Here is a 25,395-nt window from a genome sequence, read left to right on the forward strand (position 1 = left end):
CAATATTTACTCACAATTTTGTGGTTCAGGAGATTTGGCCGTGTAAGAAGTTGATCGACTTGCAGCAAAAAAAATGGCGTAGGTCTCTTCTTACGGTCTTAGAGGCCGGGCAGGCCCGTACACGCATAAGAGAGAACCCACGCCAAAAGGGCATGGGCTCTTCACTTATCATCTCGTGTACCTGAAAATTTGCCCTTTTCTAAGACGAGAATCAAAGCGAAAGCTTAAATTATTTTAGCGTTCGCAAAGGTATGAAATCAATAAGTCCCCCAATATGTCCCTTCCCAATTACATTCGCAACTCGGATTTCATACATTTATGCACAATTATATACAAAAATAGACAAATATGTACACTATTTGTCTAATAAATTGTACAATTCTGTCCATTACTTTACATCCTATTGAAAACCAAGAACAAAAATATTCACCGTGGCGAAGTATTAGAAGCCGTGGTCAAACGAAGTGATCTAACTGTTTCGGAGATCGTTAAGCGGGCAGGGTATAGCCGCTCAACCTATTATTTACATATTAACAATGCTCAACTTCCATATGACATCCTGGAAATTTACGGCAGAATATTAGAATACGACTTTACAGATCACTTCCCTGATATGGTTAAATATGTATCCTTCACAACTCCTAAAGATAGTGTTACAAAAGAGCAGGCTATTCGGGAGCGCGACCAATGGAAGGATAAATACTTTAACTTACTTGAAAAGTACAATGAACTCGTCGAAGAAAAGATCAAAAAATAATTCAAAGAACTTTTTAACCCATAAGCTGTAGCCAATCCTTTCAATACTTAAAAAAGTACAATTTGTATCTTTTTAATTACAAAACGTCTCTTTTAAGATACTAAATGTACCTTTTAAGGTAAAATATGTATGCATATCAATACTTTTTAACGCTTTTCATTTTCTTTGGAAAATGGCTAAGTCCCGAAGGGCAAAATCATATAAGGAATTGATTGAGTCGGGCAATTTCAAGCGTATCATTGATGTGTTTGAAATTGTCCCACATACGCCTGTTGCCAAACATCTCGGGACTAACAATGCCCGGTTTAAAAAAAAGTTGAGCAGGCCGCAAGATTTTCGATTGCGGGAAATCTATAGCATTGCCCACTATTTTGGTGTCGGTGAAGATCTCATGCTCAAACTTTTTCATGGTCAGTATATGGAAAAGAAACCAAAGCCCAAAAAGAGTAAGACTATATAGCTTTTCTTTGGCAATTGTTCAATTTCCATTACTATTCAATAGACAGGTCCTGATATTGAAATACCACGGCTGACTTGGGCAATTTGCATTACCCAAGCCTGTGCTGCATCACATATAACTCATTCTTTTTTGCCAACCTGGCACAAAAGAATGCAGGATATCGGAGCAAAACGGGCTTCATTGTAGGTAAACAGCCTTAATGGCAATGGTAAAAAGCCCCAATCTTAAAAAAGATCGAGAGGTTTAGCTTATAACAAAATTTCGCCCTCGCTGTTGTTGTTAATCTCAAAAACAACAGACATCTGGAGGTACTCTTTTGATGGGCTACATTGATGTTCTTATAAAAACACTTTTTTTAAGTGATTTACTAAACTTGACTCTATTTTAAAAAGGATAAGACAAAAAATTATTAACTGGTAAATTTAAAACAGGAAAAATGCTGGCTTGATTGTCAAAGCAATCAAGCTAATAATTAACGGGAAACTCACTGTGTGGTTGTTATTACGGAAATCACGAAAGGTGAGATTATCCGTGTCTGGTGGCAGTTCAAATGTACAGATTCATATTTTCTCTACAATAACATTTAAGAAAATTAGAAGAATCATTTAGATAATTAATTAACCCGCAAGTAATTTTCAAACTTTCCCCTTTTCTTGTATAAAACTTTCAATAAATCTCAATTGTGGATAAAAAACATTTAATAGCCGATTATTACATATAAAATACTGAATAGAAGTTTTTTCTCTCCCTTTTGTATTCCTTGGAGCAGGATAAATTTTGGATCAATAATAATTTTTTCATTTCAATTGTTTTAGAAAGACGGTCTTTTTTATATTTTCGGTACAGGTTATTGCTTTGTTTGGTAGCGCATATAGTGCAAATTTGGATTGATTGCTTTTCAGCTTTTGCTGCTTCCCTTCTTTTGCAATACTCAGCAGGTAAATAATATAGAAATTTATTACAGGTTAAATGGGCTTAATTTCATAAATTGAGTAAATAATCACCTGTAAATCAGCTTCTGGTTTAAAATTCTGAAACTTTTATCCTCGTTTTACTCTGCGCCTTTATCCTTTCAAATCTTTTGTTATTTTCTTTGTGCATAATATATAAATTAAGAGACTGAGACTTCGATGAAACAAAATCCGGGATATAATTTAATCGCCCTATTCAACAAAGGCAATGAAAAGGCATTTTATATCGTCTACAAAGAGTTATATCCCTCCATTTTTACCCTGGCCAACAAAATGGTAGGGAATATCCAAGAAGCACAGGATATTTGCACGGATAGCTTCATCAAACTTTTTCAATCCAACCAACAGTTTGAAAACATTGAGAATTTAAAATTTTTTCTTTATCGTATAACACGAAATTCATGTTTAGATGCATTAAAGAAAGTTCAACGACATACTTCTATTCATAAGGAAATGCTGTATTTATTGGAGAACGATGAGAACTATGTAATAAGAAAGGAGATAGAAGCTGAATTGGTAGAACTTGTTTACACGTCGATAGAAAAGCTGCCAAAGCAATGCCGAAATGTTTTTAAACTTGCATTGAAAGGATTCAGCTATGAAGAAATTGCCACACACTTGAAAGTTTCTGTGAGTACTGTTCGTAACCAGAAAGCAAGAGGTTTAAAACTTTTGCGTATTGCAATACTAAAGGACAATGAATATGCTTTGTCAGCTGCAATTTCCATTCTCCTGACAATTATTTTTAAAAAGCAATAATTCCTAACCTGGTTTTCCCAAAAATCACCCTTTTCAATTCTTAGAAAATATTTTGACCAAAAAAAATTATTATTTTTTTGTTATCCTTTTAGATGAAAGGCACCAGTCATTCGTCTTGTGAATGGTAAGGGGTATAAGTCTATGGCTTCGTCCTCTTTAATCCTAATTATAAGTTGATGAATAAACAGCTTCATAGAGTATCTGAGCTTGCATTTAAGCACCTGAAAGGTGAACTATCTGAAGGCGAAGTTATTGAGTTGAATGAGTACCTGGAGCAATCAGAAGAGAACCGGACTTTTTTTAATGAATTGATTGATAAAGACAAGCTTAATAAAAGCCTGGATTATCTATATGCCGTGGATGAAAAAGCCATGTGGAGTAATGTGGTGGCTGGATCTCCTTTGTTGCAAAAAGGCAAAGTGATCTCCTTCCGATCTTCTCTGAAATACGCGGCTGCTGTTATTTTGATTGCTGCGTTGGGCGCCTACTGGTTTATCGGCCGAAACCGTAAAACAGATGTGGCCGATACTAATAAAACTATACAGCCGGTCCGGGCCGATTTACAGCCTGGAGGGAATAAGGCCATTCTCACACTTGCGAACGGCCAACATATCATTTTAGATAACGCAGCTGATGGTAATCTGGCAAAACAGGGCAGCACTGACATATTGAAAACTTCTGATGGAGAACTGAAGTATAATTCAAGTGGTGTTAAGGCTGACATTTATTACAACACTGTTTCTACTCCACGAGGGGGCCAATATCAATTGATTTTGGCGGACGGAAGTAAAATAACAATGAATGCGGCATCATCCCTTCGCTTTCCAACCGCATTTTCAGGTACTGACCGCGTAGTTGAGTTAATTGCAGGGGAGGCATATTTTGAAGTGGCCAAAAATCCAATAATGCCTTTTATTGTAAAATTGAAAAACGACATGAAGGTGCAGGTATTGGGAACCCATTTCAATATCATGGCCTATGACGATGAAGAGGAAATAGAAACGACATTAATTGAAGGAGCAGTTAAGATTTCAAGTGGAACAAAGGCTGTTATGCTGAAACCAGGCCAACAGGCTCTTGCCGCCAATAACGATAATGTCTCTGATATCACAATTAATAAGAATGCTGATGTTGATGAAGCGACAGCATGGAAAAATGGGCTGTTCCAATTTAATAACGCCGATCTTAAAACAGTGATGCGAACAATAAGCCGTTGGTATGATGTGGATATAAGCTACGAGGGAAATCTACCTGATAAATATTTTACCGGCAGAATGTCCCGTAATTTAAAAGCATCGGAATTGCTGACAGGTATAGAGTATGTAGGAGTTCATTTTAAAATTGATGGCAGAAAAATAATTGTTCTTCCCTAAACCCGTGTGAACATAGTCTTTTTCTCATGTGCTGTTCGATAGCATTCAACGTAATGCTACTCACAAAGAGTTTTAGATAGCCTTCGTCGAAAGGCGAAGGGCTTTCTAAAGTGGAAGGTTAGGGAGACAATGCGTTATTTAAAATTCTTGGGTTCGCCCTATCCTTACACTTCACTGTGTCTGGTGGCAAGAGGGCGTTCCCTTTGAAGACACAAGCCAACTACGATATAAAAACACCTTAGTTAATGAATTTAAAACTCATTAACAGTCTAACGAGGGCTTCCTATGATTGAGTTTGATCATTAGGCCTTCATCCCACCATTAACCACTACGAACCTGCCTGCCGAAAGCCAAAGTAACATCCATCAATCCTGATTAACCATTTAAAGGAGTTTATACTTTTTTATAAACGATTAACCGCATAAAAAAACCGCTCCGGATGGAAGCCGGAACGGTAAGTATTTAGGTTAATTGCAACAATCTGGAGACTGCTATTTTTTAACCCAAACAATGCAAAGGTATGTATTTAAGTGCTCTTTGTAAATTCCGTATTTACCGGGATTACAAACCCCTTAAACTATGGGGGGTATTAACCAAAACACTGTTGCACAGCAACAAAACAATTATTTTGGCGATGAAACTGACAGCTATCCTATTATTCACTGCCTGTTTACAAGTAAGTGCCAAAACTTACTCGCAAACCGTAACAATCAATGTGCAAAACGCACCACTTGATAAAGTGTTGAAAGAAATTGAAAAGCAAACAAAGTTTAATTTCTTTTATGAAAATGGGGTGTTGCAAAATGCAAAACCAGTTACAATATCTGTTAGCAAAACCACTATTGAGCAAACTCTTACACTTTGCTTTAAAAACCAACCCTACGAATACAAAATTGTACAAAATACCATTTTTGTTAAGCGTAAGGAAATATTAAATATTGAGCAGGCACAGCCAACTCCAATTAACAATGGTGATGTAAAAGGAAGAGTAGTTACGAAGGATGGAGAACCATTAGCATCAGCTAATATAGTTAATAAAAGAACTGGCAAAGGCACTACCACTGATGCGAATGGGAACTTTGTATTGCATGATGTAAACCTTGACGACATTATTGTAATTACCTATACTGGTTTTTCACCTCGAAGCATTAAAGTAAGTGAGTTTATTGCCTTAACATTAGTAATGGAACCAGCTGTGAGCCAATTAGACCAGGTAGTGATGCAGGCTTATGGACAAACCACTCAGCGATTTAACACGGGAAATATTGCAAAAGTAACCTCAGAGGAAATAAATAGGCAACCGGTATTAAATCCATTACTTGCGTTACAAGGAAAAGTTCCAGGATTAATCATAACTCAAACAAGTGGATTTGCGAGCACACCACCAGTAGTAACACTTAGGGGAAGAAATATTTTAGACCCGACAGTTCCTACTGATCCTTTGTATGTTGTAGATGGTGTTCCCTTTACTGTTGGCGGACCAAATGTATTTGGTGTTAAAGGATCATCTTTTCTTCTGAATAACCTGACTGGCCCTGCGAACGGACAAAGCCCTTTATTTAGTATAGACCCAAGTACAATTGAAAGTATTGAGGTTTTAAAGGATGCGGATGCTACCGCAATTTATGGAAGTCGTGCAGCTAATGGAGTAATTCTAATAACAACGAAAAAAGGCAAATCTGGAAAAGCCCAAATAACAGCTAATGTTGATAATGGTTTTAGTAAATTGACCCGAAAGTGGAAAATGCTAAATACCGAACAATATCTAACATTACGTAAAGAAGCTTTTCTAAATGACAATATAACTCCACAATCGTTCAATGCTCCTGATCTCACTGTATGGGATCAAAATAGATATACTGATTGGCAAGATTTATTATTTGGTGGAACCGGACGCATGACAAATGCTCATTTAAATATCTCTGGCGGCAATAATGAAACTCAAGTTTACTTTGGTGTTGGTTACGATAGATCTACAGACATTCAAACAATAAGTGGCGCCAATGAAAGAGGCTCTTTTCAATTCAATTTAAATCAAAAGTTTAGCTCAAAACTCCATGCAAATTTCACTACTAATTACTCGTTTGGAAAGATCAACCTAATCAATATAAGCGACAACATTACTTTATCTCCTAACGCTCCATCAATTTATGATTCTATTGGAAATTTAAATTGGAATGGTTGGGCCCCAGTACAAAACTCCTTTCCATTTGGGAATTTGCTCAAACCATATTCTTCTAAGACTGGAAACCTCATTAGTAATTTGTTATTAAATTATGATATAAGTAGAAATCTTTTTTTGAGTAGTTCATTTGGCTATACAGAGACTAATGTAAATCAAGTGTATTTTTTTCCTGACAAAGCTTACAATCCTCAGAACAGTCCTGAAAGTTCAACACAATTTGGAAATAATACTGTTAAAAATTGGATAATAGAGCCGCAGATTAGATATAATAATTTAATTGGAAAGGGGAAGTTGAGTATTCTTATTGGAGCAACTATTCAACATAACACATCACATGGTTATATGATAAACGCGACGGGTTTTTCAAATAACTCATTGATGGGCTCCTTGTCTGCTGCCTCATCAATTAATATACCATATGATAATTTAGCAGATTATCGTTATGCGGCCTTTTTCGGTCGAATTAATTACAATTTAAAAGACAAATATCTTCTCAATATCAGCGGAAGAAGGGACGGATCTTCAAGATTTGGGCCTAATAATCGCTATGGAAATTTTGGTGCTGTTGGAGCCGCATGGATATTTTCAGAAGAATCTTTTCTTGAAAAGATACATTTTTTAAGTTTTGGAAAAATTAGAGGTAGCTATGGAATTACAGGAAGTGATGGCGTTGGTGATTACGCATATTTAAGTCAATGGGGAGGAACATACCCATATAATGGCAATTCTGCATTAATTCCTTCTAATTTGGTAAACCCTAATTACCATTGGCAAACAAACAAAAAATTGGAGGGAGGAATAGATATCGGATTGCTCTCAAATAGAATTCTTATGAATGTTGCAGTTTACCGAAATCGTTGCAATAATCAGTTAATTTATTCTCCAATTTCCTATGTTTCCGGCATGTCATCGGTAGTGAACAATTCTCCTGCCTCAATTCAAAATACTGGGTGGGAAATAAATATTGTTGCAAAAGTTTTCGAACATAAATATTTTAGGTGGTCACTGACTTTTAATACTGGCAGAAACCGAAATAAACTTTTAGAGTTTCCAAATCTTGAACAATCCCCATATGCCAATTACTATCTAATAGGTAAACCGCTCAATATTATAAGAGCATTACATTTTACAGGAGTTGATCCACAATCCGGCCTATATACTTTTGAAGACAAAAATAAAGACGGTGTTATTAGTACGAATTACGGTACTGAGGATGATCGCTATGTTCTTACTAATGATCCAAAATTTAATGGGGGAATCGGTACTGAACTTTCCTGGAAGGGGATTACATTAAGTGCCTTTTTCAATATTGTCAAACAAAAGGGTTACAATCCTTTTGTCATAGGGCTCAACCCTGGTGATAGACAAAATATGCCAATTGAAGTCTTGAATCATTGGAAAAAACCTGGTGATAAGGCTGAGTTTGCAAAGGTTACAACGATGCCGTTTAATGACCCAAGTTATAGTCAATATTGGAGTTCAGATGCAGCGTTTACAGATGCTTCTTTTATTCGCTTGCAAAATTTATCCATTACGTATACTTTACCGGAATCACTTTCAATGAAGGCAAAATTAAAAAGCAGCCGTGTTTTTATAAATGGGCAAAACCTTTTTTTAATTACTAATTATAAAGGAATAGATCCTGAATCTCAAAATTTCGGTGGGATGCCTCCATTGAGAACCATTGTTGGAGGAATTCAAATAACCCTATAAATTTTTAGTTATGAAAATTATTAAAATGGTTATCTATATAATTCAGAATAAAGTCTCTCTGAGTCGAGCTTCTATTGCTTCTTTAGTTGTTATAATATTTTTTTTCTCTTGCAATAAACTCGTTGAGGTTGATCCACCATTAAGCAATACAACTTCCGAAACAGTTTTTTCAGATGATAATAGTGCGATTTCTGCTATAAATGGAATCTATAGTAAGATGTCATATGGTAATGGCCGATATAATCTTGCTTTTGCTAATAGTAGCATTACTATTTTATCCGGTATGACGGCCGACGAACTATACCCATTTAACAATGACGCGAGTTTAGAACAATTTCAACACAATTCAATTTTAAAGGATAATTCCTATAATACAACCTTATGGCAAAACGCATATTCCTATCTATATATAATAAATGCATCTTTAGAAGGGCTAAGTAAGGGAAATGTATCTACTCTTGTTCGAAACCAGCTAAGCGGTGAATGCAAATTTCTTCGCGCATTCATATTTTTTTATCTGGCAAATTTATATGGAGATATACCAATGCCAACTACGTCTGACTGGACAACAAACTCAACAATGAAAAGTTTTCCTGTAAATAAGGTCTATACGCAAATCGTAAATGACCTTAAGGATGCCGAAACCTTGCTAAGCGAAAATTATTCAACGTCAGAAAGAATTAAACCTAATAAATGGGCTGCTTCTGCTTTACTGGCAAGAGTTTATTTATATCAAAAAGATTGGACTAATGCTGAATCTAAAACAACAAGTGTAATAAATTCTGGATTATATAGCATTGAGTCAAATCTTGATAATGTTTTTTTAAAGACAAGCAACGAAGCTATTTGGCAGCTAAAACCTTTGGACCAATTTCCAAGAACTGCTCAGGAAGGAAATATTTTTTTGTGGGATATAAGTACTAGCTATTATTGTAGCGATACACTTTTGAATGCGTTTGAAGCCGGCGACAATAGAAAAACATCTTGGATAGTGGTAAATATTTTTAATGGTCAAAATTTTTATACTCCATACAAATATAAACGAGATTTTTCCAGAAGCCTTGGTTCTTCGACAGAATATACAATGATGCTTCGATTTGCAGAAATGTATTTAATACGAGCTGAAGCAAAGACTCAATTAAATAAAATTAGTGAAGCCCAAGATAATTTAAATGTTATCCGAACGAGAGCAGGTTTAGCAAATACTACAGCAAACGACAAGAATTCCTTGCTTGATGCGCTTATACAAGAAAATCGCATTGAATTTTTTTCCGAATGGGGACATCGTTGGTTAGACTTAAAGCGCAACAATTCTATTGATGGTGTTTTAGCCCCAACTAAGTCAGGCTATCAACCCACTGATAAATTATTTCCCATTCCCCAATCAGAGATAAACTTGAATCCTAATTTGCTTCAAAACCCTGGATACAATTGATTAATCAAAGTTTTTTAAAAATATAAAGTTCATTGTATGAATACGAAGTGGCTATTCCCAATAATCGTTCTACTGCTATGTCAAATATGTTCAATAGCTCAAGTTATTAATCCAATTAAGGTTGGCGACTTTTGCCCCAATGTTACTTTAGACATGGTAAATTATAAAACTCCGAATGCAAAAATATCGGATTTCAAAGGAAAGTTGTTGATACTGGATTTTTGGGCAACATGGTGTTCTCCATGTGTTGCAAGTTTTACGAATATTGATTCGCTTCAAAAAAAATATGGTGACAAGATTCAAATCTTGTCAGTTTCGTATGAGGATAAATCAAAAGTATTATCTGTTCTAAATAAAATTGAGCAGATAAAAGGTCTAAAAATCTGTTCTGCCGTTGGTGATACTCTCCTTCGAAACTATTTTTTTCATAACACTGTTCCATATTATGTATGGATTGATTCAAATGGTAAGGTTATTGCAACTTCAGGCACTAATGATCTTACAACCAATAATATTAATCGATTACTCAATGGAGAACTAGGATCATTCACATCGTCTGAATCATTTAAGCTAACAGATTTGTCTAAGCCTCTATTTATTCCTATGTCCAGAATTTATAGTAGGCAGGGAACCTTGGCAGATTCAGTGACATTGGGTGCAGATGAGTTATTGTTTACCTCAACTTTGACTAGCTATCGGGAGGGATTTTTCAATGGCTTTTTAGGAGGCACAGATGGCCCTACTAGAATTACTGCAATAAATCTTGATATTAGTTCTCTATACCTTAAAGCTTTTCAAAATAAAATGGTAGGACCAGGAAATGATCAGGTAAGTCTTAGTGTTCCCGAAAGGATAATATGGGAGGTAAAGGATAGTTCTCTGTTAATACTTGACGGAAAATTTGCTTCAAAGAGTGTAATAAAAGGTAATGCTGTATTATTTAAAGAATGGCTTAGGAGATATGGCTATTGTTATGAAATTCAAATTCCGGTCACTTGGAAACCTGAAAAAAAATATGAACTGATGGCCCAGCAATTAAATGAATATTTTGGTTCTATTTTTGGGATTACTGGAACTTTTGAAAAAAGGAAAGTGAAATGTCTCGCGCTTGAAAGAACAAGTAAAGAGGATAAGTATCGGAGTAAAGGTGGTCAATCTTTATTTGAGCACAATTATTATTCAATGAAACTTATCAATAATGAATTTAAACCTTTTGTTAGCTTATTAGGGGCAATGTATCTAAACAGGAATATAGTTGACAATACAAATTATCCGGGTAGAATAGATCTTGAATTAAGTTGTGATCTATCGAATTTGAAAGATGTACGACAAGAGCTGGCAAAGTATGATTTGCAGCTTGTAGAATCAGAAGTTGAACAATGCGTTATAGTTATTAAGCAAATTGGGAATAATAATGTTAAATTTTATCCACTAGAACTTTCAGATGCTAACTCTAACCTATCAAAGAATACAATAAGATAAAAGGAGAGCATAAATAAATGAAATTTCTGTATCATGGTAAAACGTACAAACAATAAGACAATTTATCCAGGACATTTATATCTTACCTGTACCAGCTTGCGGTTTTGTTCTCAGACATAGTTTTCGAAGATAACGTCTGATGGGTACAAGTGGATGTATGCAAAGCATATACTGGTTTGGGCTTATCGATGGAAATCCAAAATTTGGATGTTACCTGTTCTGTAAGAGCAAGCGCATTTCAGTAAAGTAGTTTTTTTCAATTATGATTGATAGTCAAATGAATGTGGTTATTATGGAAGGAGCATGGAAATATAGAACAATCGAAAAAGCAATATAAAAAAGAAATGCAAAAATTGCTGAATTGAGAAGTGCATTACTGGCTTTGTTAATGAAGTTGGCTCATGAATTTAACAAACTGAATACAATGTAATTAATCAGCAATACTTAAAGAGCTATTATTGGAAAAGATTATTTATTGTGACAGAACTGATGTCACGTTTGCCAGTATTGAGATACAGAATGATCTCATAGGCAGGCTGTATACATTTTAAAAAATCTGAAGAGTATTGCATAGTAAATGAATTTTCCCATTCACTGATTCGAATAACAAGTCCTCCCCCAAGTTAATACTTTATATTACGGATACGACCCAGAAATAATATCTAAAATCAATGTTTTAAAGTTATGAAGTTTATAATATGTATATTTTGCTCTTTTAGTCTGGCATTTGCATCAGCTCAAGCAAAAATTCAATTTAATATCACAGGCACAATTGAGGATACTGTTTATAATGGATATTTATATCTTGTTGATTTGTATGATCGGGATACAATCACAGTTTGCATCGTTACAAATAAGCTTTTCAAACTAAGCGGAGAATTGAGTGGCGAGGGTCGATATGTATATATTGGTACAAATAACAAAGCAAGTAAACCCTTTTTTTTAGAATCTTCAATATCATCTATTGAAATTCAAATGAAAGACGAACCTTTAGGTCTAAAAATAGAAAATTCTCAGTCAAATTTAGACAGCAAGGCTTTTACTAATTTATTTACTCCTTTCAGAAACACATATGATTCATTATTGTATCAATACTATGGGAGTCTGGGAAGGTTGCATGACAGTGCCGATAAAATACGAATGACGTTTATTGAGAATAATCCAAACAGCCCTTATAGCGCTTTTCTTTTGTTTAATTATGATGGGGATGAAGCAAGACATCTTGGTTTCAATGGCGACAAGAAAAGGGAAGCATATGATAAATTAGGCGATCGTGCTAGAAATAGTTATTATGGGAGAAAAGCGAAGGAATATCTAGATCAAGTTGAAGAAAAAAGAAAACGAAAAATTGATATACAATCAATAAATATCAAAATTGGTTTTCAATTGCCATATTTTGAATTGTTAAGTTTGGATGGGACTACTACAAGCATTATTGATATCATTAAAAAAAGACAATCAAAAATAACATTGTTAGATTTATGGGCTTCCTGGTGTGCCCCCTGCAGAAAAGAAAACCCAATTCTAAAAAAACTATATGATAAATATCGCGATCAGGGTTTTAACATTATTGGAATATCATTGGATGAAAAACTTGAAAGTTGGAAAAAAGCTATAAGCGACGATTTTTTAAACTGGGATCATCTTTCAGATTTGAAAGGTTGGAATTCTTATCCTTATATTTTGTTTAGGGCAACAGGTGTGCCTTATAAAGTTTTGCTAGACGAAAATGGAAGCATTATTGCTATGGGCCTTAGTATCGAAGATTTGGAAAAAAAGCTTAAAGAAATATGTAGATAAATCAAAGTTTTTGATGTTTTTGAACAATGAACTATGGAACCGAAACAACGGAGTGTTATAATCAAGAAATGCATTCACAAAAGAAGTTAAGATAGAAATAACCATTTTTTGTTGCAGCTTCGCATGACGTTCCTAGAATGCAGTAATTCTTTACTCATTTTTTGCAAATTATCCATTGTGTCAAATTAAGTCATTAAGAATTGGCAAGGTACATTACTTTGCATACCTGTGTTTCTTTAAAAATTATTTTTTAATAAAAAAACATCGCTATCTAAGGGTTGGTTATTAAAATTGTCCAGGATATCTAGCTACAATTTGCGTTTCCTATTTTGATTTTTTTAAAGTTGGTAAATAATAATAGAATGCCGATATAATGCTATTATTAAATTATCTAGCACTTTAAAATATTCAAGCTTTTCATCTTTATAGAAGGGAATATAAAAACTACCTTGGTATTGTCCATTTTCAACTTTATAAACATCAATTATTGCATTATTATTGAATGCATAGGTTTTTTCATTGTCTCCCTTAAGCAGTGAACGGTTATATAATAACCCATTATTAACGCAATTATCAAGGTTTACTATTCTTGCTGGTGTATAATTTGTATAACCTTCTCCTTTTCGTGTTCGGTAGTTTCGTGCTTTTACTTGAAAGCTGTTAAGGGTATCAATTGTTTTACCTCTATATTTTACATTCATGAAAGTGTCAAAAGTCACAAATCCATTTTTATACATATATACATAGGTTGCAAGGGAAGTTTTCTTATCGTAATGAAACCATCCATCAGTTGCAATACCTCCATCTCCAAGTTTATATGATATGTTTTTCTCAGGAATAAATGAAGTTTTAGAAGGACCTACCTTAATGAAAGATTGATCAAGTCTGCCATTATATTGTTCATACCTTCTTAAGATATACGATTGGTTTGATATTGGTATACCTCTTGAAAAATTAGAAGCTGGAATGTGCCAGGTGTCAAACTTTTCCTCATTCAAATTTCCTGAAATAATAGATCCAGAGTTACCACACAAGACTTGGACAAAGGGAGAGTCAATAAAATAATTGAAAGAACTAGAAGAATTCTTATCCAGAGGTAATTTTATTGAAATGTAATGAGAATTGCCGCTAAGTTTATCTATGGCTAAAATTTTGGAGGGTTCAACTAATTGAAAGTAGATAAATTTGTTTGTCATACCTATCACTGATACAACATTTTCTGGCCGATCTAACTCTTTAAGGACTTTTAATTTTATATTCCTTTTACTACGGCTAAAGCCACTTTTCTCCATTGAAGAATTCACTCGTAAAGCCAATACAGTAATTATAACAATTGGCAGAAAAAAAGTAATAACAATTGCGACCAACCTCTTTTTGTTTATTGAAAAAATCATACATTGACAATTTTATCTTTATAAAAAGTGAAATAGTGTCTGTGGCGTTTTGAATTGTAGTGAATCTTTTGAGGAAATAGCAAACCTGTAGATTAGAATTTCCGGAACATTCAGATCTATTCATTTAATAACAGGAATCAAGTGAAATTAATCTTGATTCCTGTTCTCATCGATTAATGGCTCATTTACCACAATAAATATACATTATGGAATATATCTACCATATACTGCAATTATTGTGTTATATTGAGCTGGTGACAATTGAGTTTGTTCAACAACGCAAAGATTCGCGGCAGTTCCTGCACACTTTGTTAAATCAATACATGTTTTAGTAAGAGGTCCTGATACGCCTGTAATACCGCCTGTTGTAGTTGTAGAGTTAGTAACTCCATACCAGTCACCTACAGCTTTTTTTGAGCTAACGGTGAAAGCGCTAGTTAAAGTTATAGTTGCCAAAGCAATGACAGCTAAACTAATTTTAAACGATTTCATAATAATTAATTTTAAATGAATTAATTACCTACTCTGTCAAAGGTTTTCGGTTTCCCCTTTTCCTGGTTACAGCTCTTGGCTAAACAATTTTTTCATTTAGGTAAATGAGTATTGTTTGCCATTACAGCTTAAGATGCTAGGATCATCTATCCAGCCATAGTTAACATAAGCTGGATACCGAGGCTGCAGCTTCAGTAATTTGATTGCACAATGCATCTCTAATTCTAAAAATGATAGAGAAAAAATGATTAAATATTGCGTGAATCCTTAGCAGGTTCTTGTTTTGGATCACTAAACACAATTCCAGTTACTGAGAATAGTGTAAAAGCAACATTAAACCAAAAATGCTGTTTCCAACTCATCTCTGATAGAATTCCTCCACAAGAACATGGTATATGAAAACTGAAATGTAGCATTGCGTATATGTAAGCGGTGAAAAGTGTCATCAAAAAAAATGAAGCGTATAGCCCCAAAATTCGAGTTCTATTTATTACTAACAATAGAACAACTAGCAATTCCACCATGGGTAATGACCATGAAACAATTCCGGACCATTCATTAATGAATGGTGATTGTCCTAGTTGAAGTTTAAAGGTTTCATATTTACCCAATTTGCTTATTGCCGTATACCCAAACAAAATTATTAGCAATGCTGCTATAATATCGATTGTAATCTTCTTTTGCATATTACATTATTTGGAATAACGAATATCGTTTTGGCAGTATTCGTTACAATGTTCAAGGAAATAAATTTCTAGTCTTACAGTAAATCCTTAATAAGACTAAAAAGGCAAACAGTAAGTAACTGTAAAGCTCCCATTTACTGGGAACTGTAATAGAAAGAGAATTTCAATTTTTATTTTGTTATCATTTCTGCCCCTAACTAAAAAGAAAAGGTAGAAGATGATAAACCTTGTTATATAGAAAGTTATATAGAAAAATGGTTCTTAACTATATTCTTGTCTATCCCCGTAATCGGATACCGGTGCAATAACATTTTCTTCCATCGCATACAGGAGCGCCAGTACACAAAGCCTTTTGTGCTATAGCATTCATTGATTCTCTATTAATGAGTATGCACAAAGCACCACCGGCCCAGATTAAAGGTTATATATAAAAATAGTGATTGTTTTCACGGCACAGATCTAAGATGATATTACATTTAAGTTGCCGATCATCTTGTTGGGAGAAATTTGTTTTTATAAAACTTAAAAAGTGTGTAGTTATAAAGAGATAATAAAATCCAATCAATCAAATATATATATCTTCTAACCTTAACCGCTCTTTTGTATTTTCGTTTCAAATTCTATAAGCAAGTTACAATTACTAAATATACTATTCCAAATATTTCATTATACATTTTGCCCAACTTTGCACCATTCAGTTGGTGCAACGCCATAATATTTTTTAAATGCTCTACTAAACGCACATATCCTTGTGTACTTCAAGGTGAATGCTATCTCTTTAGTCTCTTTTCCTTCCTCCAACATTTGTTTGGCAACTTCCATTCTTTGTTTCAGTTTATACTCACGTATGCCTATGCCACATTCCCGCTTAAACGCATCTTGTAGTGTGTTTCTGCTAATACTGTAAGTCGTTGCCAATGTATCAACGCTATCTGCCGCATAGTTTTTGTCAAATACCTTCTTTACTTCAGGCACTACATTTGAGGTGATTTTTTTAAGCTGTCTTTTCATTTTAATAAGGTTTAATGGTATTTCTTTTTTAATCAATTTAACACGATTTAGCCAGTTGCCACTCTTATTTCAAAAGCAGCGAATGTTATATGCAAGCCGATGTATTCGGAAAGAATGGCGATTTCATCTTCATTCCAACTTGGAATTCCAACACGCATTTTAGCAATACCAATAACTTGTCAGCTTATAGTAAAAGACATATTGGGAAGGAAAAATTGTTACTGGTGCAATGGACTGAGTTGTTTGTGTTTGCATGGTAATAAGGTTTAATTTATCAGCAACATATTTATGCAGCCGTGTCTACAATTTATTTTTTACAGATAAAGATTCTGGTTTTTTTATAGAAGGAAATATTCGATTTATTTCAATGTTATCATTGGTGCCCTAACTAAAAAGGAAAGGCAGGAATGACAACAAAAACCTTATGTGACCTTTTTATATTGAAATGTGGAGCGCATTGTTATTGTGCCTGTAATTCGCATAAACATATAATTCATCAAGAAAGGGAGCTACTGACCATCTCATTGTAATACTTCAGTGTGAATTTTGTAAAATCACCCGAAGTTTTAATCGCTTGTGAAACGGTATGCTCTATTTCATACTCATCTTTTACTAATAGCCTTCCTTTTTGTATCTGAATGTAAGAAAAGGAGTATCCAATTCATCGCCCAGGAAACAATTTATTTCCCCTATGCCTATATGAAATAACCTCCATAAATAGTCAGGCGAAATATCATCAATATCTTTCGGCTCAGTAATGTTAAAGTATCTGATAAACTTTTGAATATTTTTACTTGAATAGGATAAAAATAATTCCAGGTATTTATTCTCCTGTTTATATACCTCTGAATAGTCTACTACTATTAAGTTCGGTAAGTTATCAAGAAAGCCCACTTTATGCACGTTGCAGTAGTGGCTTTCTTGCTTCTCGAAAAAGATTTTTATTACGGAAGCAAATTCATTCATTCCTTTAATTTTAAATTAGGCACCGTATAGCAATAATATTACGTTTACAGCTTGCGCCATGTAAATGTTTCAATTCCTTCAAAAAATAAATAGTTGAAGTTTAATAAGTACAGATTGCTACATACTTTGGTTTAATGTGGAGTTGCTTTGCCTAATAATAATACGGATTAACCAAAATTGGTTAACTTGTTTATAGCAGTTGTGTGCCTATATGGGAGATTATTCAAACTTTCGTGTAAATCAGTTTTCGGAAACTAACAGTAAGGGAGATGGCTACGTAAGAAGTTTATCAGTTTTCCTTAACCTCATATGGCATACATTAATTTCTACTGCAATTTAAAATCTAAAAGTTGTCAATTCCGTTTGATTTATTGTCTAATCCGTTTTTTCCTATTAAAATATCTTCATTTTTTGTGTGCTTTCCTTCACTCATGCTTTTTGCTTTCCATTCCAATGGAGTAAGGCCGGTACTTTTTTTAAAGTTTTTTATTAACATACTTGAATTTTTAAACCCAGTATGAGTGGCAATTGTATCTAAAAGCCATTCCTTGTTGTGCAAAATTTCCTTTGCTTTTGAGACGCGAATTTCCCGTAGATATTTATTTATTGTTTTGTTATAAACTTGTTTGAATCCAACCCGGAGTTTAGATTCGTTAGTACCAACTTTTTTTGCAAGTTGTTGATGGGTATAATGATACCGGTAGTCTTTTTCCAATATCGCCGCAACCAGGTTCATTTTATCAACATCACTTTGCTTTAGTTTTAAAGCCATGTGATAAGGTTTATGAATGAATATTTACACATTAACGCCACCAAGAAACGTTAAAGAAAAACACTAAACCTTACCAATACCTTTATTAAATTATTCGTTTTTCAGGGAAACAGATGAAAAAGGATTTTGAAGGGGTACGTATAATGGGGAGGGTTAATCAAATTTAGTTCTTTTTCTGAAAACATTTATTAATTAATTTCTAAATATAAAATATTGTTATATTGATTTCACTGACGTATAAAGCGTTCATTATTCACCTGTCCGTTAGGTTTATTATTTCCAGCATGGCTATTACTTTCTGAGTTAATTAGGGGATTCACCAAAATGGTTCCGAAAAGCCCGCGAGAAATGGCTAACGGGCAGAGAATAAAGTAAGTATATACGTATAATGAAAAACCTTTAGTACTTGTAATCAAAACCGAGTACTCTAAAAAATCCTTTTGTGGTAATTTTTTTTGATTTAATGGTAACTTATTAATTTGTTGGATTTACAATATTTGTGTTCCTGCAAACCAATAGAAACCATTAATCACTTTTTACCGGAAAAACCATGAATTAACCAAAAACCGTAAATTCCAAAACAGTACCTATGAGTAGTGAAACGCCAGTAAAGAAGTGTGGCATTGCAGTAAAACCTTACAGTCCCTCCGACCTTGCCGAGCTATACGGCACTACCTGGAAGGTCATGAACAAATGGCTGAAAAAGCTATCTGACCACACGGGTAAACGTGAAGGCAGATATTATACCCCCCTTCAGGTTTCTATTATATTTGAAAAGCTGGGGATGCCGGATACTGTGGAAGCAGATGATTAATCTGCAAATTCATTTGTAAAGCCGCCTGTAAAATTCAGGCGGCTTTTTTATTGCCGTTCCACAGGGAACGAAAAAACAGAATATCTATCAATTAGCTTCTATATATTTCCCTATCCAGTTATATTTTTCCCGCCTCTTACCAACATTGCCCATAATCTCCCTCGTGTGGTAGCCCTCATATTATGTTTGTATTCACAAAGAAATTAATCCCTAAGAAAACAAAAGAATATAAACATGAAAGAATCCTCTATGAAAGCGTTCACCAGTCCGTTACCTGACTTTTCCGTGGTTTTCGGTGGCAAAAATGAAATGACTCATTTGGTTGATACAGCCTGGCTGTTTGCCTACTCAACACTTTGGAATAATCATGAGTTTTCTTCTCTTGAAAAATCAGAAGCTAAGTATTATATCAAAGAATGGATTGCCGGCCCCAAAAAGGCACTCAAAGCATTCACCAATTTTTGCCAGCGAATCATTCTTGCCCGGGAAAATATTAAATCACTCAATACCGATTTTCTTACACTTCCCTCCCTTTGGTTAGACAAAGAAAATCCTGAAGGATATGCCTGTACAAAAGATCTTTTGGATGAAATAAAAGTATTACGGCATTCTTTACCAAGTTTCCGTGTCGAAATAAAAGCACTGGCTGAAGCAGTGTTGGAATATGCCGAAGAACCGACAAAAGAAAACTTTATTTACTGGCGCAATTACTTCATTGAAAAAGACGAACCTGTACTGCTCAATATTTATACTGTTTTTGCTGCTAACAAAACATTCAACATCCAATAAAAACCAATGGGAGCGCACAAACCAAAACAATATTTTGATGAAAAGGGAAACCTGCACATCAAACCTTATAGGCTCAAAGACTTGATTTCAATTTTTGATGTAAATGAAAACACTTTTAAAAAGTGGATGGCCAGATATCCGAATGAGTTAGGTCAAAAAGATGGGAAGTATTACTCCATCCGGCAGGTTGAATTTATGATTGAAAAGTTTGGATTACCAAAAAAAGTTTACATCATGAACACGCGATTGGCAGATGCCGCATAATAACCTTTAAAATAAACCTCTATGAAAACAAATGATAATGGCTCTAATTTCCTGTTGACCGGCGTTGTGTTGCTTGCAAACTTCGATTTCACCGGCCTGATTGATTACGGTCTTAAGGCAATGGTCGGCGGCGCCGTATGGTTGGGATATAAACTTACGGCTGATTACCTGGCAGAACGAAAGAAAATGCAAAACAAATAATAAATGCGAAAAGGTGATGTTGTTACAGCTGCTATCGCTGTAGGAAGTATGGTTGGCGTTTACGCTTTCTTTGTAAAGTTTGCACGGATGCAGAAAGAACTTGAGGTGATACCAACTGCCAATGTTCACAAATTCGATTTGAAAGGATTGACACTAAGATTGGATTTGCTTATGAAAAATCCAACAGCAGGCAGCCTGAAAATAAAATTTCCATTTGTGAAAATTTATTATAAAGACAGTTTGGTCGGCAGCTCCCAGGTAGTGAATAAAGAAATTACAATACCCGCTTACGGTCAAGTTGTAATTGAAAAAATATTTCTTGATCTGCCTCTAACCAATTTGCTGTCTACTGCTGCAACGCTGGTGAAGGCAATTCAAAAGAAAGAGCCGATAAAAATAGCAGTAAAAGCTATTACTGGTATCGTAATCGGCCTTACTGAAATACCGATTGATAAGACACAGGAAATTCCTTTGAAAAATTAATACCTGTATTGTTGGTTTAATTCGGACCCAATGATTGCACTCGGAAAAATAAAACATGGTGAAGCGTCTAAACTACGCACATTAAAAAGCGGTAAGGAATATGATCACCTCTTTGAAAAAGCACCGGGGCAATCGTACACGGTTAAAAAAGATGCTGGTTTAGCCGATACAGTTGAATTAATACCCCGTGTTGTACGGCAAACTTTAAATCAGACTTCTAAAATTGCTAAGCGGCTAAAAGGCGCAAGTACTTATCAAACTTGTAAAAACATTTGGCATTTCGTATACGAACATATCCAATATCGGAAAGACGAAAAGGGTTACGAACAAATCCGAAGTCCGCGAAGAACATGGCACGACAGGAAGGAAGGGGTAGATTGCGATTGTTATTCTGTATTTATATCCTCTATTCTAACAAACCTGGGTATTCCACATATCCTACGGATAACAAAATACAATGAGGATCACTTTCAGCACATCTACCCCGTCGTGCCTTACAATGGCCGGTATATAACTATTGACTGTGTTACCGACCAGTTTGACTATGAAGTACCATATAGCGAAAGAAAAGATTACCCTATGGAATTACAATTCTTAGACGGCATACCTGATTATGAAATAGATGGTTTTGGTGAATTGGGAAAGGTCAAAAAGGAAAAAATTGCAGGTGCAGCGATGCTTGCAACCGGTAAAAAGAAGGAATTGTTTTCAATGAAAAAAGCGCCTTCTGCCTCTGGCTCCCCTGCACCGAAAAAGAAAAAGAAAGGTCTGTTTAAAAAGATAGGCGGCACAGTTAAAAAGATCAATGTAAAAAAAATAGTTAGCAAGATTAACAAGATTAATCCCGCGGCTATTGCAATTCGTAACGGTATACTTGCAGCCATGAAACTGAATGTAATGAATGTCGCAAAAAGATTGCGCTGGAGTTACCTTACGAAAGAGCAGGCAATAGCCAAAGAGATTGATGAAGCAAAATTTGACCGGCTTGTAAAGACCCGCCACAAACTTGAAAACATTTTTGAAACCGGCGGAGGTAATATAGCTAACCTGAAGAAAGCTATACTTGGAGGAAAGGGTAACAAAGATAAAAAGGTAATTAGCGGGGTAGATGGATTGGGCATGCTGTCTTATGATGATTTTAATGTTTCTGGTATCTACTCACCGCTGGAAGAGGTATTGGGGTCTGATATTTATCACAGCGAAAATATTGAAGGTTTAAACGGTTTAGATGCAATTGATGGTCTCGGTGAGTTAGGCGAACCTCTTACATTGGCCACTGTCGGGGCCGCGATGGGGGTAATCAGTGGTATAGTTTCCCAATTAAAACAGATCGGTAACATATTCAAGGGAAAGACTGAAGGCAGCGAAGATTTTGATGAGGCAACTAATGCAGCCGCAGATAGTAATCAACCGGTGCCAGATACCACGCCGGTGCCTGAATCAGCCACGAACCCGATAATCTCCGAACAAATTTCACTTCTGAATACCAGTAGTGAATCGCAATCCGCAACTGCAAACTACTATGATCAGGATGCCGACAGTAGTAAAAGCAGTTCTTCTGCTGAAGTAGAAGAAGATATTGTTGAAGATACAGATGACGCGGCTGCTGACAGTAATACAAGTACTAATAATTTAGCCGTTCCCCAATCCTCTACTGCTGTTACGGATAACTCTAAGACTGACGATAAAGAGCATTTCTGGCAGAAAAAATGGTTCAAGCCTACTGTAGTTATCGGCGGCAGCCTATTACTGGTACTGATTGCTGCAAAGGCTTTGGGTGGTAACCATGAAAAAAATAAATCTTCTCCACATGGACGGTCGCTTGACGGACTACCTCATAAAAGAAAAAAACACAAGCGAAAAAAGAAGCATAAAAAAATATCAGCAATAGCGCTACAATAATCATCCCCCTCAAAAAATAATTATGGCTAAGAAAAACAGATATGAAAAGAGTGCAAGAAAAGCACAATTCTTACAGATTATAAAAGGTAATATCAGTACCAAAGGAAACAAGGGAGCAACGGCGATCATCACGTTAAAAGACCTTGTTATTGCGGTTGTTGCTGGTAGGTTAATTGCGGTTAACACTGGTGGTTTTTCTGTACCGGTTGGAGCAGTGATAACAGCCGCTGGCCACTACCTGGGCAACCAACACCTGCAGGCACTTGGTATTGGTACAATGGCGGCCAGCAATCAGCGTAAATCCGACACGATGAATGGTATAGATGGTTTAGATGGGGTAAAAGAGCGTATGAAAGCCTACAAAGAATCGCTGTTGGAAGATTTATTTATCAAAAAACTATTGAAGAAAAAAGGTGTAAACGGTATCGACGAAGTTCAGTATTTCAATTATCCTGATACTTCTGTTGGTGAGCTGGCCGCACTTGATAACATAGAAAATCAATTGATCGAATCAGGTATGCAATTTCAGGGCACGGAAGAGTACAGCCTTGTAGATGGTATTGACGGGATGGACGATCCGCTCTATTAAAATTACTCATTTAAAGATTGTAACTGAATAACACGCTGGCAAAAATCAAACAGCCGGCATGTAGTGGGCTTTTGTCACATATGTATAATGTTTACCAACAACCTAAATAAAATTAATCATTAAAATTCGTACACTATGTTAGGTTTACTCGAAGGTCTTGAAGAATATAACAATGCCGGTGCGCTAATCGGGTTTAATGGCTTGGATGACCCGGAACTTTTAGGCGCATTAAAAAGAATGAACCCCCTCAAAAGACAGAAGATCATTAACAAACTTGCTTCCCCTGGCGCACCATCAAAGGGTAGTCGCGCTGAAATGGAAAAGCATTTTAACGAACTGCCAGATTATATCAGAGAGGCCATTGGAAAAGGTGAGCTTCGACTGGCAGACTTCACTTTGTACTCCCGCAAATTTATTACCAGCAAAACAATAAAGATGTTTGAGACGCAGGATGACAGACAGGTTGCTATCTCTAACATCAGTAATGCAAAGCTTCAAAAGAATCAGGTGCTCATGGTATCAGGCATTTATATGCTGGCAGGTGTGGCCGCAGATAATACTAAGGATAAGATGATGTCGGCACCACTTGTTTCTATTGCCACATATCCTGCTATCTTATCGGGTGAGCTTAGTCTCAAAGCTAATAAAAAGCAAATTGTACCGGATACAAGTAATAATGTATTTAATACGACTGGCTTTACAAATGTGCCAATGGGTTATTACAAGTTGGCGAACCCCAGACCAATTGCGGACGATTTGCTTATCGAATTTACCGTGGAACTGGGTACAATGGACGGTCTGCCTCCGAATATATTCTTGTATGTAGGACTTCATGGCACTGTAACCACGCCGTAGTAAATAGTGTGTTTCATTTTTTCAATCACTAACAAATACCTTCCTATGCTCACAGGTATTGAACATTTAGAGCAACTCAACAAAAAAAATTGCAATGGTTCTATTGGAAGTCGTGCAGAAATGGAAAAATTTGAGCATCTCCTACCAGATTATGTGAAAAATGAATTAAAAAAAGGAAGGCTGCAATATGCTGATACAGTTATTTATTCGCTCAAACCTATAAACTCAAAAACCATTAAGATGTTTGAGACACAGGATGACCGGGAATGTGGTATCAGAAATATTGCAAATGCCAAGTTACCCAAAAATCAATGCCTGTTAGTTTCAGGTATTCAAGTTTTGGTTTGTACGCCAAGTGCTGTTGCTGGGACGGTGGCCACTAAAGATGAAATACTAAGCGGGTATGTCAATCCATCCGCGGTTTGTCTTGCTTTCGCGAGTGGAGAATTTAGTTTAAAAAGCAATCAAAGAACAATTGTTCCAGAAACATCAAATGTTGTTTTCCGTTACCCACAAATGTTTCAGATGGTTGGCTATCATAAACTTGATAACCCCAGGTTAATTCTCGATGAAACATTAATAGAGCTAACTTTTGAATTGGGTACAACAATGGGAATTGGAGTAAACACTTTTGTTTTTGCTGCCTTGCATGGAACTATTACTACCCCATAGTTACATAAATGTAAATGAATATCAAAACATATCACTGGGTTGCGATTGGCTCTTGCCTTATGGCACCAGCAATTTTTTTCCTTATCAAAAAAAAGATTCAAAAAATGGCATTAACCACAGCTCAAAAAAACCTAAAGGCATTTCTCCTTATGATTCAGTATAGTGAAGGTACTGCCGGCGCAAATGCATACAGGACACTCTACGGTGGGGGGCTTTTTAATGATCTTTCAAAGCATCCCAATCAAAAGATTTCTAAGTATAGCATTACCAGTACTGCCGCCGGTGCTTATCAGATATTGAATAAAACGTGGGTAGAAATTCAGCAAAAATTAAAACTGCCTGACTTCGGCCCGGCCAGCCAGGATAAGGCAGCCATTGAACTGATCAGACGCAGGAAAGCATTGGAAGATGTTTTAGCTGGCAGGTTTTCGATTGCTATTGGAAAACTAAGAAAAGAATGGGCATCTCTACCTGGCGCCGGGTATGGTCAGAATGAAAACAGTATAAAGAGTTTGCTGGCGGTTTACCAGATGGCCGGAGGAACAACCATTGCAGCTTAACAAAACAATT

24 protein-coding genes are annotated in these 25,395 nt (G+C 35.5%); 17 read left to right on the forward strand and 7 right to left on the reverse strand.

The annotated features are described in order from the left end of the window. Window positions 1-403: 403 nt before the first annotated feature. Entirely contained in the window at window positions 404-757 is a 354-nt protein-coding gene (locus AC59IL_RS05690) for a hypothetical protein (protein ID WP_496551128.1), read from the forward strand. A 196-nt stretch (window positions 758-953) separates the two neighbouring features. On the opposite strand, the gene AC59IL_RS05695 is transcribed toward AC59IL_RS05690, so the two are convergent. Further along, on the reverse strand, window positions 954-1,166 hold the full coding sequence (locus tag AC59IL_RS05695; protein WP_496551129.1) for a hypothetical protein: 213 nt from the start codon (window positions 1,164-1,166) through the stop codon (window positions 954-956). A 1,181-nt stretch (window positions 1,167-2,347) separates the two neighbouring features. Between AC59IL_RS05695 and AC59IL_RS05700 the strand changes: the two genes are divergently transcribed. The 6 genes from AC59IL_RS05700 (at window position 2,348) to AC59IL_RS05725 (ending at window position 12,935) form a co-directional block, all read left to right on the forward strand. Continuing rightward, window positions 2,348-2,947 (forward strand): RNA polymerase sigma factor, encoded by a 600-nt coding sequence (locus AC59IL_RS05700; protein ID WP_496551130.1) that lies wholly within the window; start codon window positions 2,348-2,350, stop codon window positions 2,945-2,947. A 176-nt stretch (window positions 2,948-3,123) separates the two neighbouring features. Continuing rightward, window positions 3,124-4,320 (forward strand): FecR family protein, encoded by a 1,197-nt coding sequence (locus AC59IL_RS05705; RefSeq protein WP_496551131.1) that lies wholly within the window; start codon window positions 3,124-3,126, stop codon window positions 4,318-4,320. A gap of 520 nt (window positions 4,321-4,840) precedes the next feature. Further along, entirely contained in the window at window positions 4,841-8,218 is a 3,378-nt protein-coding gene (locus tag AC59IL_RS05710; RefSeq protein ID WP_496551132.1) for a SusC/RagA family TonB-linked outer membrane protein, read from the forward strand. A gap of 10 nt (window positions 8,219-8,228) precedes the next feature. Further along, a complete protein-coding gene (locus AC59IL_RS05715) occupies window positions 8,229-9,653 on the forward strand; it encodes a RagB/SusD family nutrient uptake outer membrane protein (RefSeq protein ID WP_496551133.1) in 1,425 nt (474 codons plus the stop codon). A gap of 36 nt (window positions 9,654-9,689) precedes the next feature. Then, on the forward strand, window positions 9,690-11,135 hold the full coding sequence (locus AC59IL_RS05720; RefSeq protein WP_496551134.1) for a TlpA family protein disulfide reductase: 1,446 nt from the start codon (window positions 9,690-9,692) through the stop codon (window positions 11,133-11,135). 684 nt (window positions 11,136-11,819) lie between these two features. Next, window positions 11,820-12,935 carry a thioredoxin-like domain-containing protein gene (locus AC59IL_RS05725; protein ID WP_496551135.1) on the forward strand — a complete coding sequence of 372 codons (1,116 nt, stop codon included), beginning with the start codon at window positions 11,820-11,822 and terminating at the stop codon, window positions 12,933-12,935. Between the two features lie 338 nt (window positions 12,936-13,273). Here AC59IL_RS05725 and AC59IL_RS05730 read toward each other — a convergent pair whose 3' ends face one another. The 6 genes from AC59IL_RS05730 to AC59IL_RS05755 form a co-directional block, all read right to left on the reverse strand. Next, window positions 13,274-14,329, reverse strand: a complete 1,056-nt coding sequence (locus tag AC59IL_RS05730; protein WP_496551136.1) for a hypothetical protein — start codon at window positions 14,327-14,329, stop codon at window positions 13,274-13,276. 204 nt (window positions 14,330-14,533) lie between these two features. After that, window positions 14,534-14,821, reverse strand: a complete 288-nt coding sequence (locus AC59IL_RS05735; protein ID WP_496551137.1) for a hypothetical protein — start codon at window positions 14,819-14,821, stop codon at window positions 14,534-14,536. Between the two features lie 248 nt (window positions 14,822-15,069). After that, on the reverse strand, window positions 15,070-15,507 hold the full coding sequence (locus AC59IL_RS05740; protein WP_496551138.1) for a MauE/DoxX family redox-associated membrane protein: 438 nt from the start codon (window positions 15,505-15,507) through the stop codon (window positions 15,070-15,072). Between the two features lie 666 nt (window positions 15,508-16,173). Next, on the reverse strand, window positions 16,174-16,518 hold the full coding sequence (locus AC59IL_RS05745) for a helix-turn-helix domain-containing protein (protein WP_496551139.1): 345 nt from the start codon (window positions 16,516-16,518) through the stop codon (window positions 16,174-16,176). Between the two features lie 612 nt (window positions 16,519-17,130). Continuing rightward, entirely contained in the window at window positions 17,131-17,484 is a 354-nt protein-coding gene (locus AC59IL_RS05750) for a hypothetical protein (RefSeq protein WP_496551140.1), read from the reverse strand. Window positions 17,485-17,827: 343 nt separating this feature from the next. After that, window positions 17,828-18,256, reverse strand: coding sequence for a helix-turn-helix domain-containing protein (locus tag AC59IL_RS05755; RefSeq protein WP_496551141.1), 429 nt, complete (start codon window positions 18,254-18,256; stop codon window positions 17,828-17,830). 589 nt (window positions 18,257-18,845) lie between these two features. On the opposite strand from AC59IL_RS05755, the gene AC59IL_RS05760 reads away from it, so the two are divergent. The 10 genes from AC59IL_RS05760 to AC59IL_RS05805 all read left to right on the forward strand — a co-directional run bounded on the left by AC59IL_RS05760 (window position 18,846) and on the right by AC59IL_RS05805 (window position 25,385). Next, the gene (locus tag AC59IL_RS05760) at window positions 18,846-19,070 is read left to right on the forward strand and encodes a hypothetical protein (RefSeq protein WP_496551142.1); all 225 of its coding nucleotides are present in this window, start codon (window positions 18,846-18,848) and stop codon (window positions 19,068-19,070) included. 234 nt (window positions 19,071-19,304) lie between these two features. After that, on the forward strand, window positions 19,305-19,859 hold the full coding sequence (locus AC59IL_RS05765; protein WP_496551143.1) for a hypothetical protein: 555 nt from the start codon (window positions 19,305-19,307) through the stop codon (window positions 19,857-19,859). Between the two features lie 6 nt (window positions 19,860-19,865). After that, window positions 19,866-20,123, forward strand: coding sequence for a hypothetical protein (locus AC59IL_RS05770; RefSeq protein WP_496551144.1), 258 nt, complete (start codon window positions 19,866-19,868; stop codon window positions 20,121-20,123). Between the two features lie 21 nt (window positions 20,124-20,144). Then, window positions 20,145-20,324, forward strand: a complete 180-nt coding sequence (locus AC59IL_RS05775) for a hypothetical protein (protein WP_496551145.1) — start codon at window positions 20,145-20,147, stop codon at window positions 20,322-20,324. 3 nt (window positions 20,325-20,327) lie between these two features. After that, on the forward strand, window positions 20,328-20,807 hold the full coding sequence (locus AC59IL_RS05780; protein WP_496551146.1) for an LEA type 2 family protein: 480 nt from the start codon (window positions 20,328-20,330) through the stop codon (window positions 20,805-20,807). A gap of 30 nt (window positions 20,808-20,837) precedes the next feature. Continuing rightward, a complete protein-coding gene (locus tag AC59IL_RS05785) occupies window positions 20,838-22,709 on the forward strand; it encodes a transglutaminase-like domain-containing protein (RefSeq protein WP_496551147.1) in 1,872 nt (623 codons plus the stop codon). A 22-nt stretch (window positions 22,710-22,731) separates the two neighbouring features. Further along, the gene (locus AC59IL_RS05790) at window positions 22,732-23,298 is read left to right on the forward strand and encodes a hypothetical protein (RefSeq protein ID WP_496551148.1); all 567 of its coding nucleotides are present in this window, start codon (window positions 22,732-22,734) and stop codon (window positions 23,296-23,298) included. A 135-nt stretch (window positions 23,299-23,433) separates the two neighbouring features. After that, window positions 23,434-24,153 (forward strand): hypothetical protein, encoded by a 720-nt coding sequence (locus AC59IL_RS05795; protein ID WP_496551149.1) that lies wholly within the window; start codon window positions 23,434-23,436, stop codon window positions 24,151-24,153. Window positions 24,154-24,198: 45 nt separating this feature from the next. Next, window positions 24,199-24,825: a hypothetical protein gene (locus AC59IL_RS05800; RefSeq protein WP_496551150.1), complete on the forward strand. Its 627-nt coding sequence runs from the start codon at window positions 24,199-24,201 to the stop codon at window positions 24,823-24,825. 14 nt (window positions 24,826-24,839) lie between these two features. Beyond that, a complete protein-coding gene (locus AC59IL_RS05805; RefSeq protein ID WP_496551151.1) occupies window positions 24,840-25,385 on the forward strand; it encodes a glycoside hydrolase family 24 protein in 546 nt (181 codons plus the stop codon). Window positions 25,386-25,395 lie beyond the last annotated feature (10 nt).

The sequence above is a fragment of the Niastella sp. sgz303648 genome (genome assembly GCF_059587045.1).

Bases quoted from the DNA above. Each gene is read 5' to 3' on its own strand.
- AC59IL_RS05695 (WP_496551129.1), bottom strand. From the start codon at position 1,166: ATGAAAAAGTTTGAGCATGAGATCTTCACCGACACCAAAATAGTGGGC.
- AC59IL_RS05700 (WP_496551130.1), top strand. From the start codon at position 2,348: ATGAAACAAAATCCGGGATATAATTTAATCGCCCTATTCAACAAAGGC.
- AC59IL_RS05705 (WP_496551131.1), top strand. From the start codon at position 3,124: ATGAATAAACAGCTTCATAGAGTATCTGAGCTTGCATTTAAGCACCTG.
- AC59IL_RS05710 (WP_496551132.1), top strand. From the start codon at position 4,841: ATGTATTTAAGTGCTCTTTGTAAATTCCGTATTTACCGGGATTACAAA.
- AC59IL_RS05715 (WP_496551133.1), top strand. From the start codon at position 8,229: ATGAAAATTATTAAAATGGTTATCTATATAATTCAGAATAAAGTCTCT.
- AC59IL_RS05720 (WP_496551134.1), top strand. From the start codon at position 9,690: ATGAATACGAAGTGGCTATTCCCAATAATCGTTCTACTGCTATGTCAA.
- AC59IL_RS05725 (WP_496551135.1), top strand. From the start codon at position 11,820: ATGAAGTTTATAATATGTATATTTTGCTCTTTTAGTCTGGCATTTGCA.
- AC59IL_RS05730 (WP_496551136.1), bottom strand. From the start codon at position 14,329: ATGATTTTTTCAATAAACAAAAAGAGGTTGGTCGCAATTGTTATTACT.
- AC59IL_RS05735 (WP_496551137.1), bottom strand. From the start codon at position 14,821: ATGAAATCGTTTAAAATTAGTTTAGCTGTCATTGCTTTGGCAACTATA.
- AC59IL_RS05740 (WP_496551138.1), bottom strand. From the start codon at position 15,507: ATGCAAAAGAAGATTACAATCGATATTATAGCAGCATTGCTAATAATT.
- AC59IL_RS05745 (WP_496551139.1), bottom strand. From the start codon at position 16,518: ATGAAAAGACAGCTTAAAAAAATCACCTCAAATGTAGTGCCTGAAGTA.
- AC59IL_RS05750 (WP_496551140.1), bottom strand. From the start codon at position 17,484: ATGAATGAATTTGCTTCCGTAATAAAAATCTTTTTCGAGAAGCAAGAA.
- AC59IL_RS05755 (WP_496551141.1), bottom strand. From the start codon at position 18,256: ATGGCTTTAAAACTAAAGCAAAGTGATGTTGATAAAATGAACCTGGTT.
- AC59IL_RS05760 (WP_496551142.1), top strand. From the start codon at position 18,846: ATGAGTAGTGAAACGCCAGTAAAGAAGTGTGGCATTGCAGTAAAACCT.
- AC59IL_RS05765 (WP_496551143.1), top strand. From the start codon at position 19,305: ATGAAAGAATCCTCTATGAAAGCGTTCACCAGTCCGTTACCTGACTTT.
- AC59IL_RS05770 (WP_496551144.1), top strand. From the start codon at position 19,866: ATGGGAGCGCACAAACCAAAACAATATTTTGATGAAAAGGGAAACCTG.
- AC59IL_RS05775 (WP_496551145.1), top strand. From the start codon at position 20,145: ATGAAAACAAATGATAATGGCTCTAATTTCCTGTTGACCGGCGTTGTG.
- AC59IL_RS05780 (WP_496551146.1), top strand. From the start codon at position 20,328: ATGCGAAAAGGTGATGTTGTTACAGCTGCTATCGCTGTAGGAAGTATG.
- AC59IL_RS05785 (WP_496551147.1), top strand. From the start codon at position 20,838: ATGATTGCACTCGGAAAAATAAAACATGGTGAAGCGTCTAAACTACGC.
- AC59IL_RS05790 (WP_496551148.1), top strand. From the start codon at position 22,732: ATGGCTAAGAAAAACAGATATGAAAAGAGTGCAAGAAAAGCACAATTC.
- AC59IL_RS05795 (WP_496551149.1), top strand. From the start codon at position 23,434: ATGTTAGGTTTACTCGAAGGTCTTGAAGAATATAACAATGCCGGTGCG.
- AC59IL_RS05800 (WP_496551150.1), top strand. From the start codon at position 24,199: ATGCTCACAGGTATTGAACATTTAGAGCAACTCAACAAAAAAAATTGC.
- AC59IL_RS05805 (WP_496551151.1), top strand. From the start codon at position 24,840: ATGAATATCAAAACATATCACTGGGTTGCGATTGGCTCTTGCCTTATG.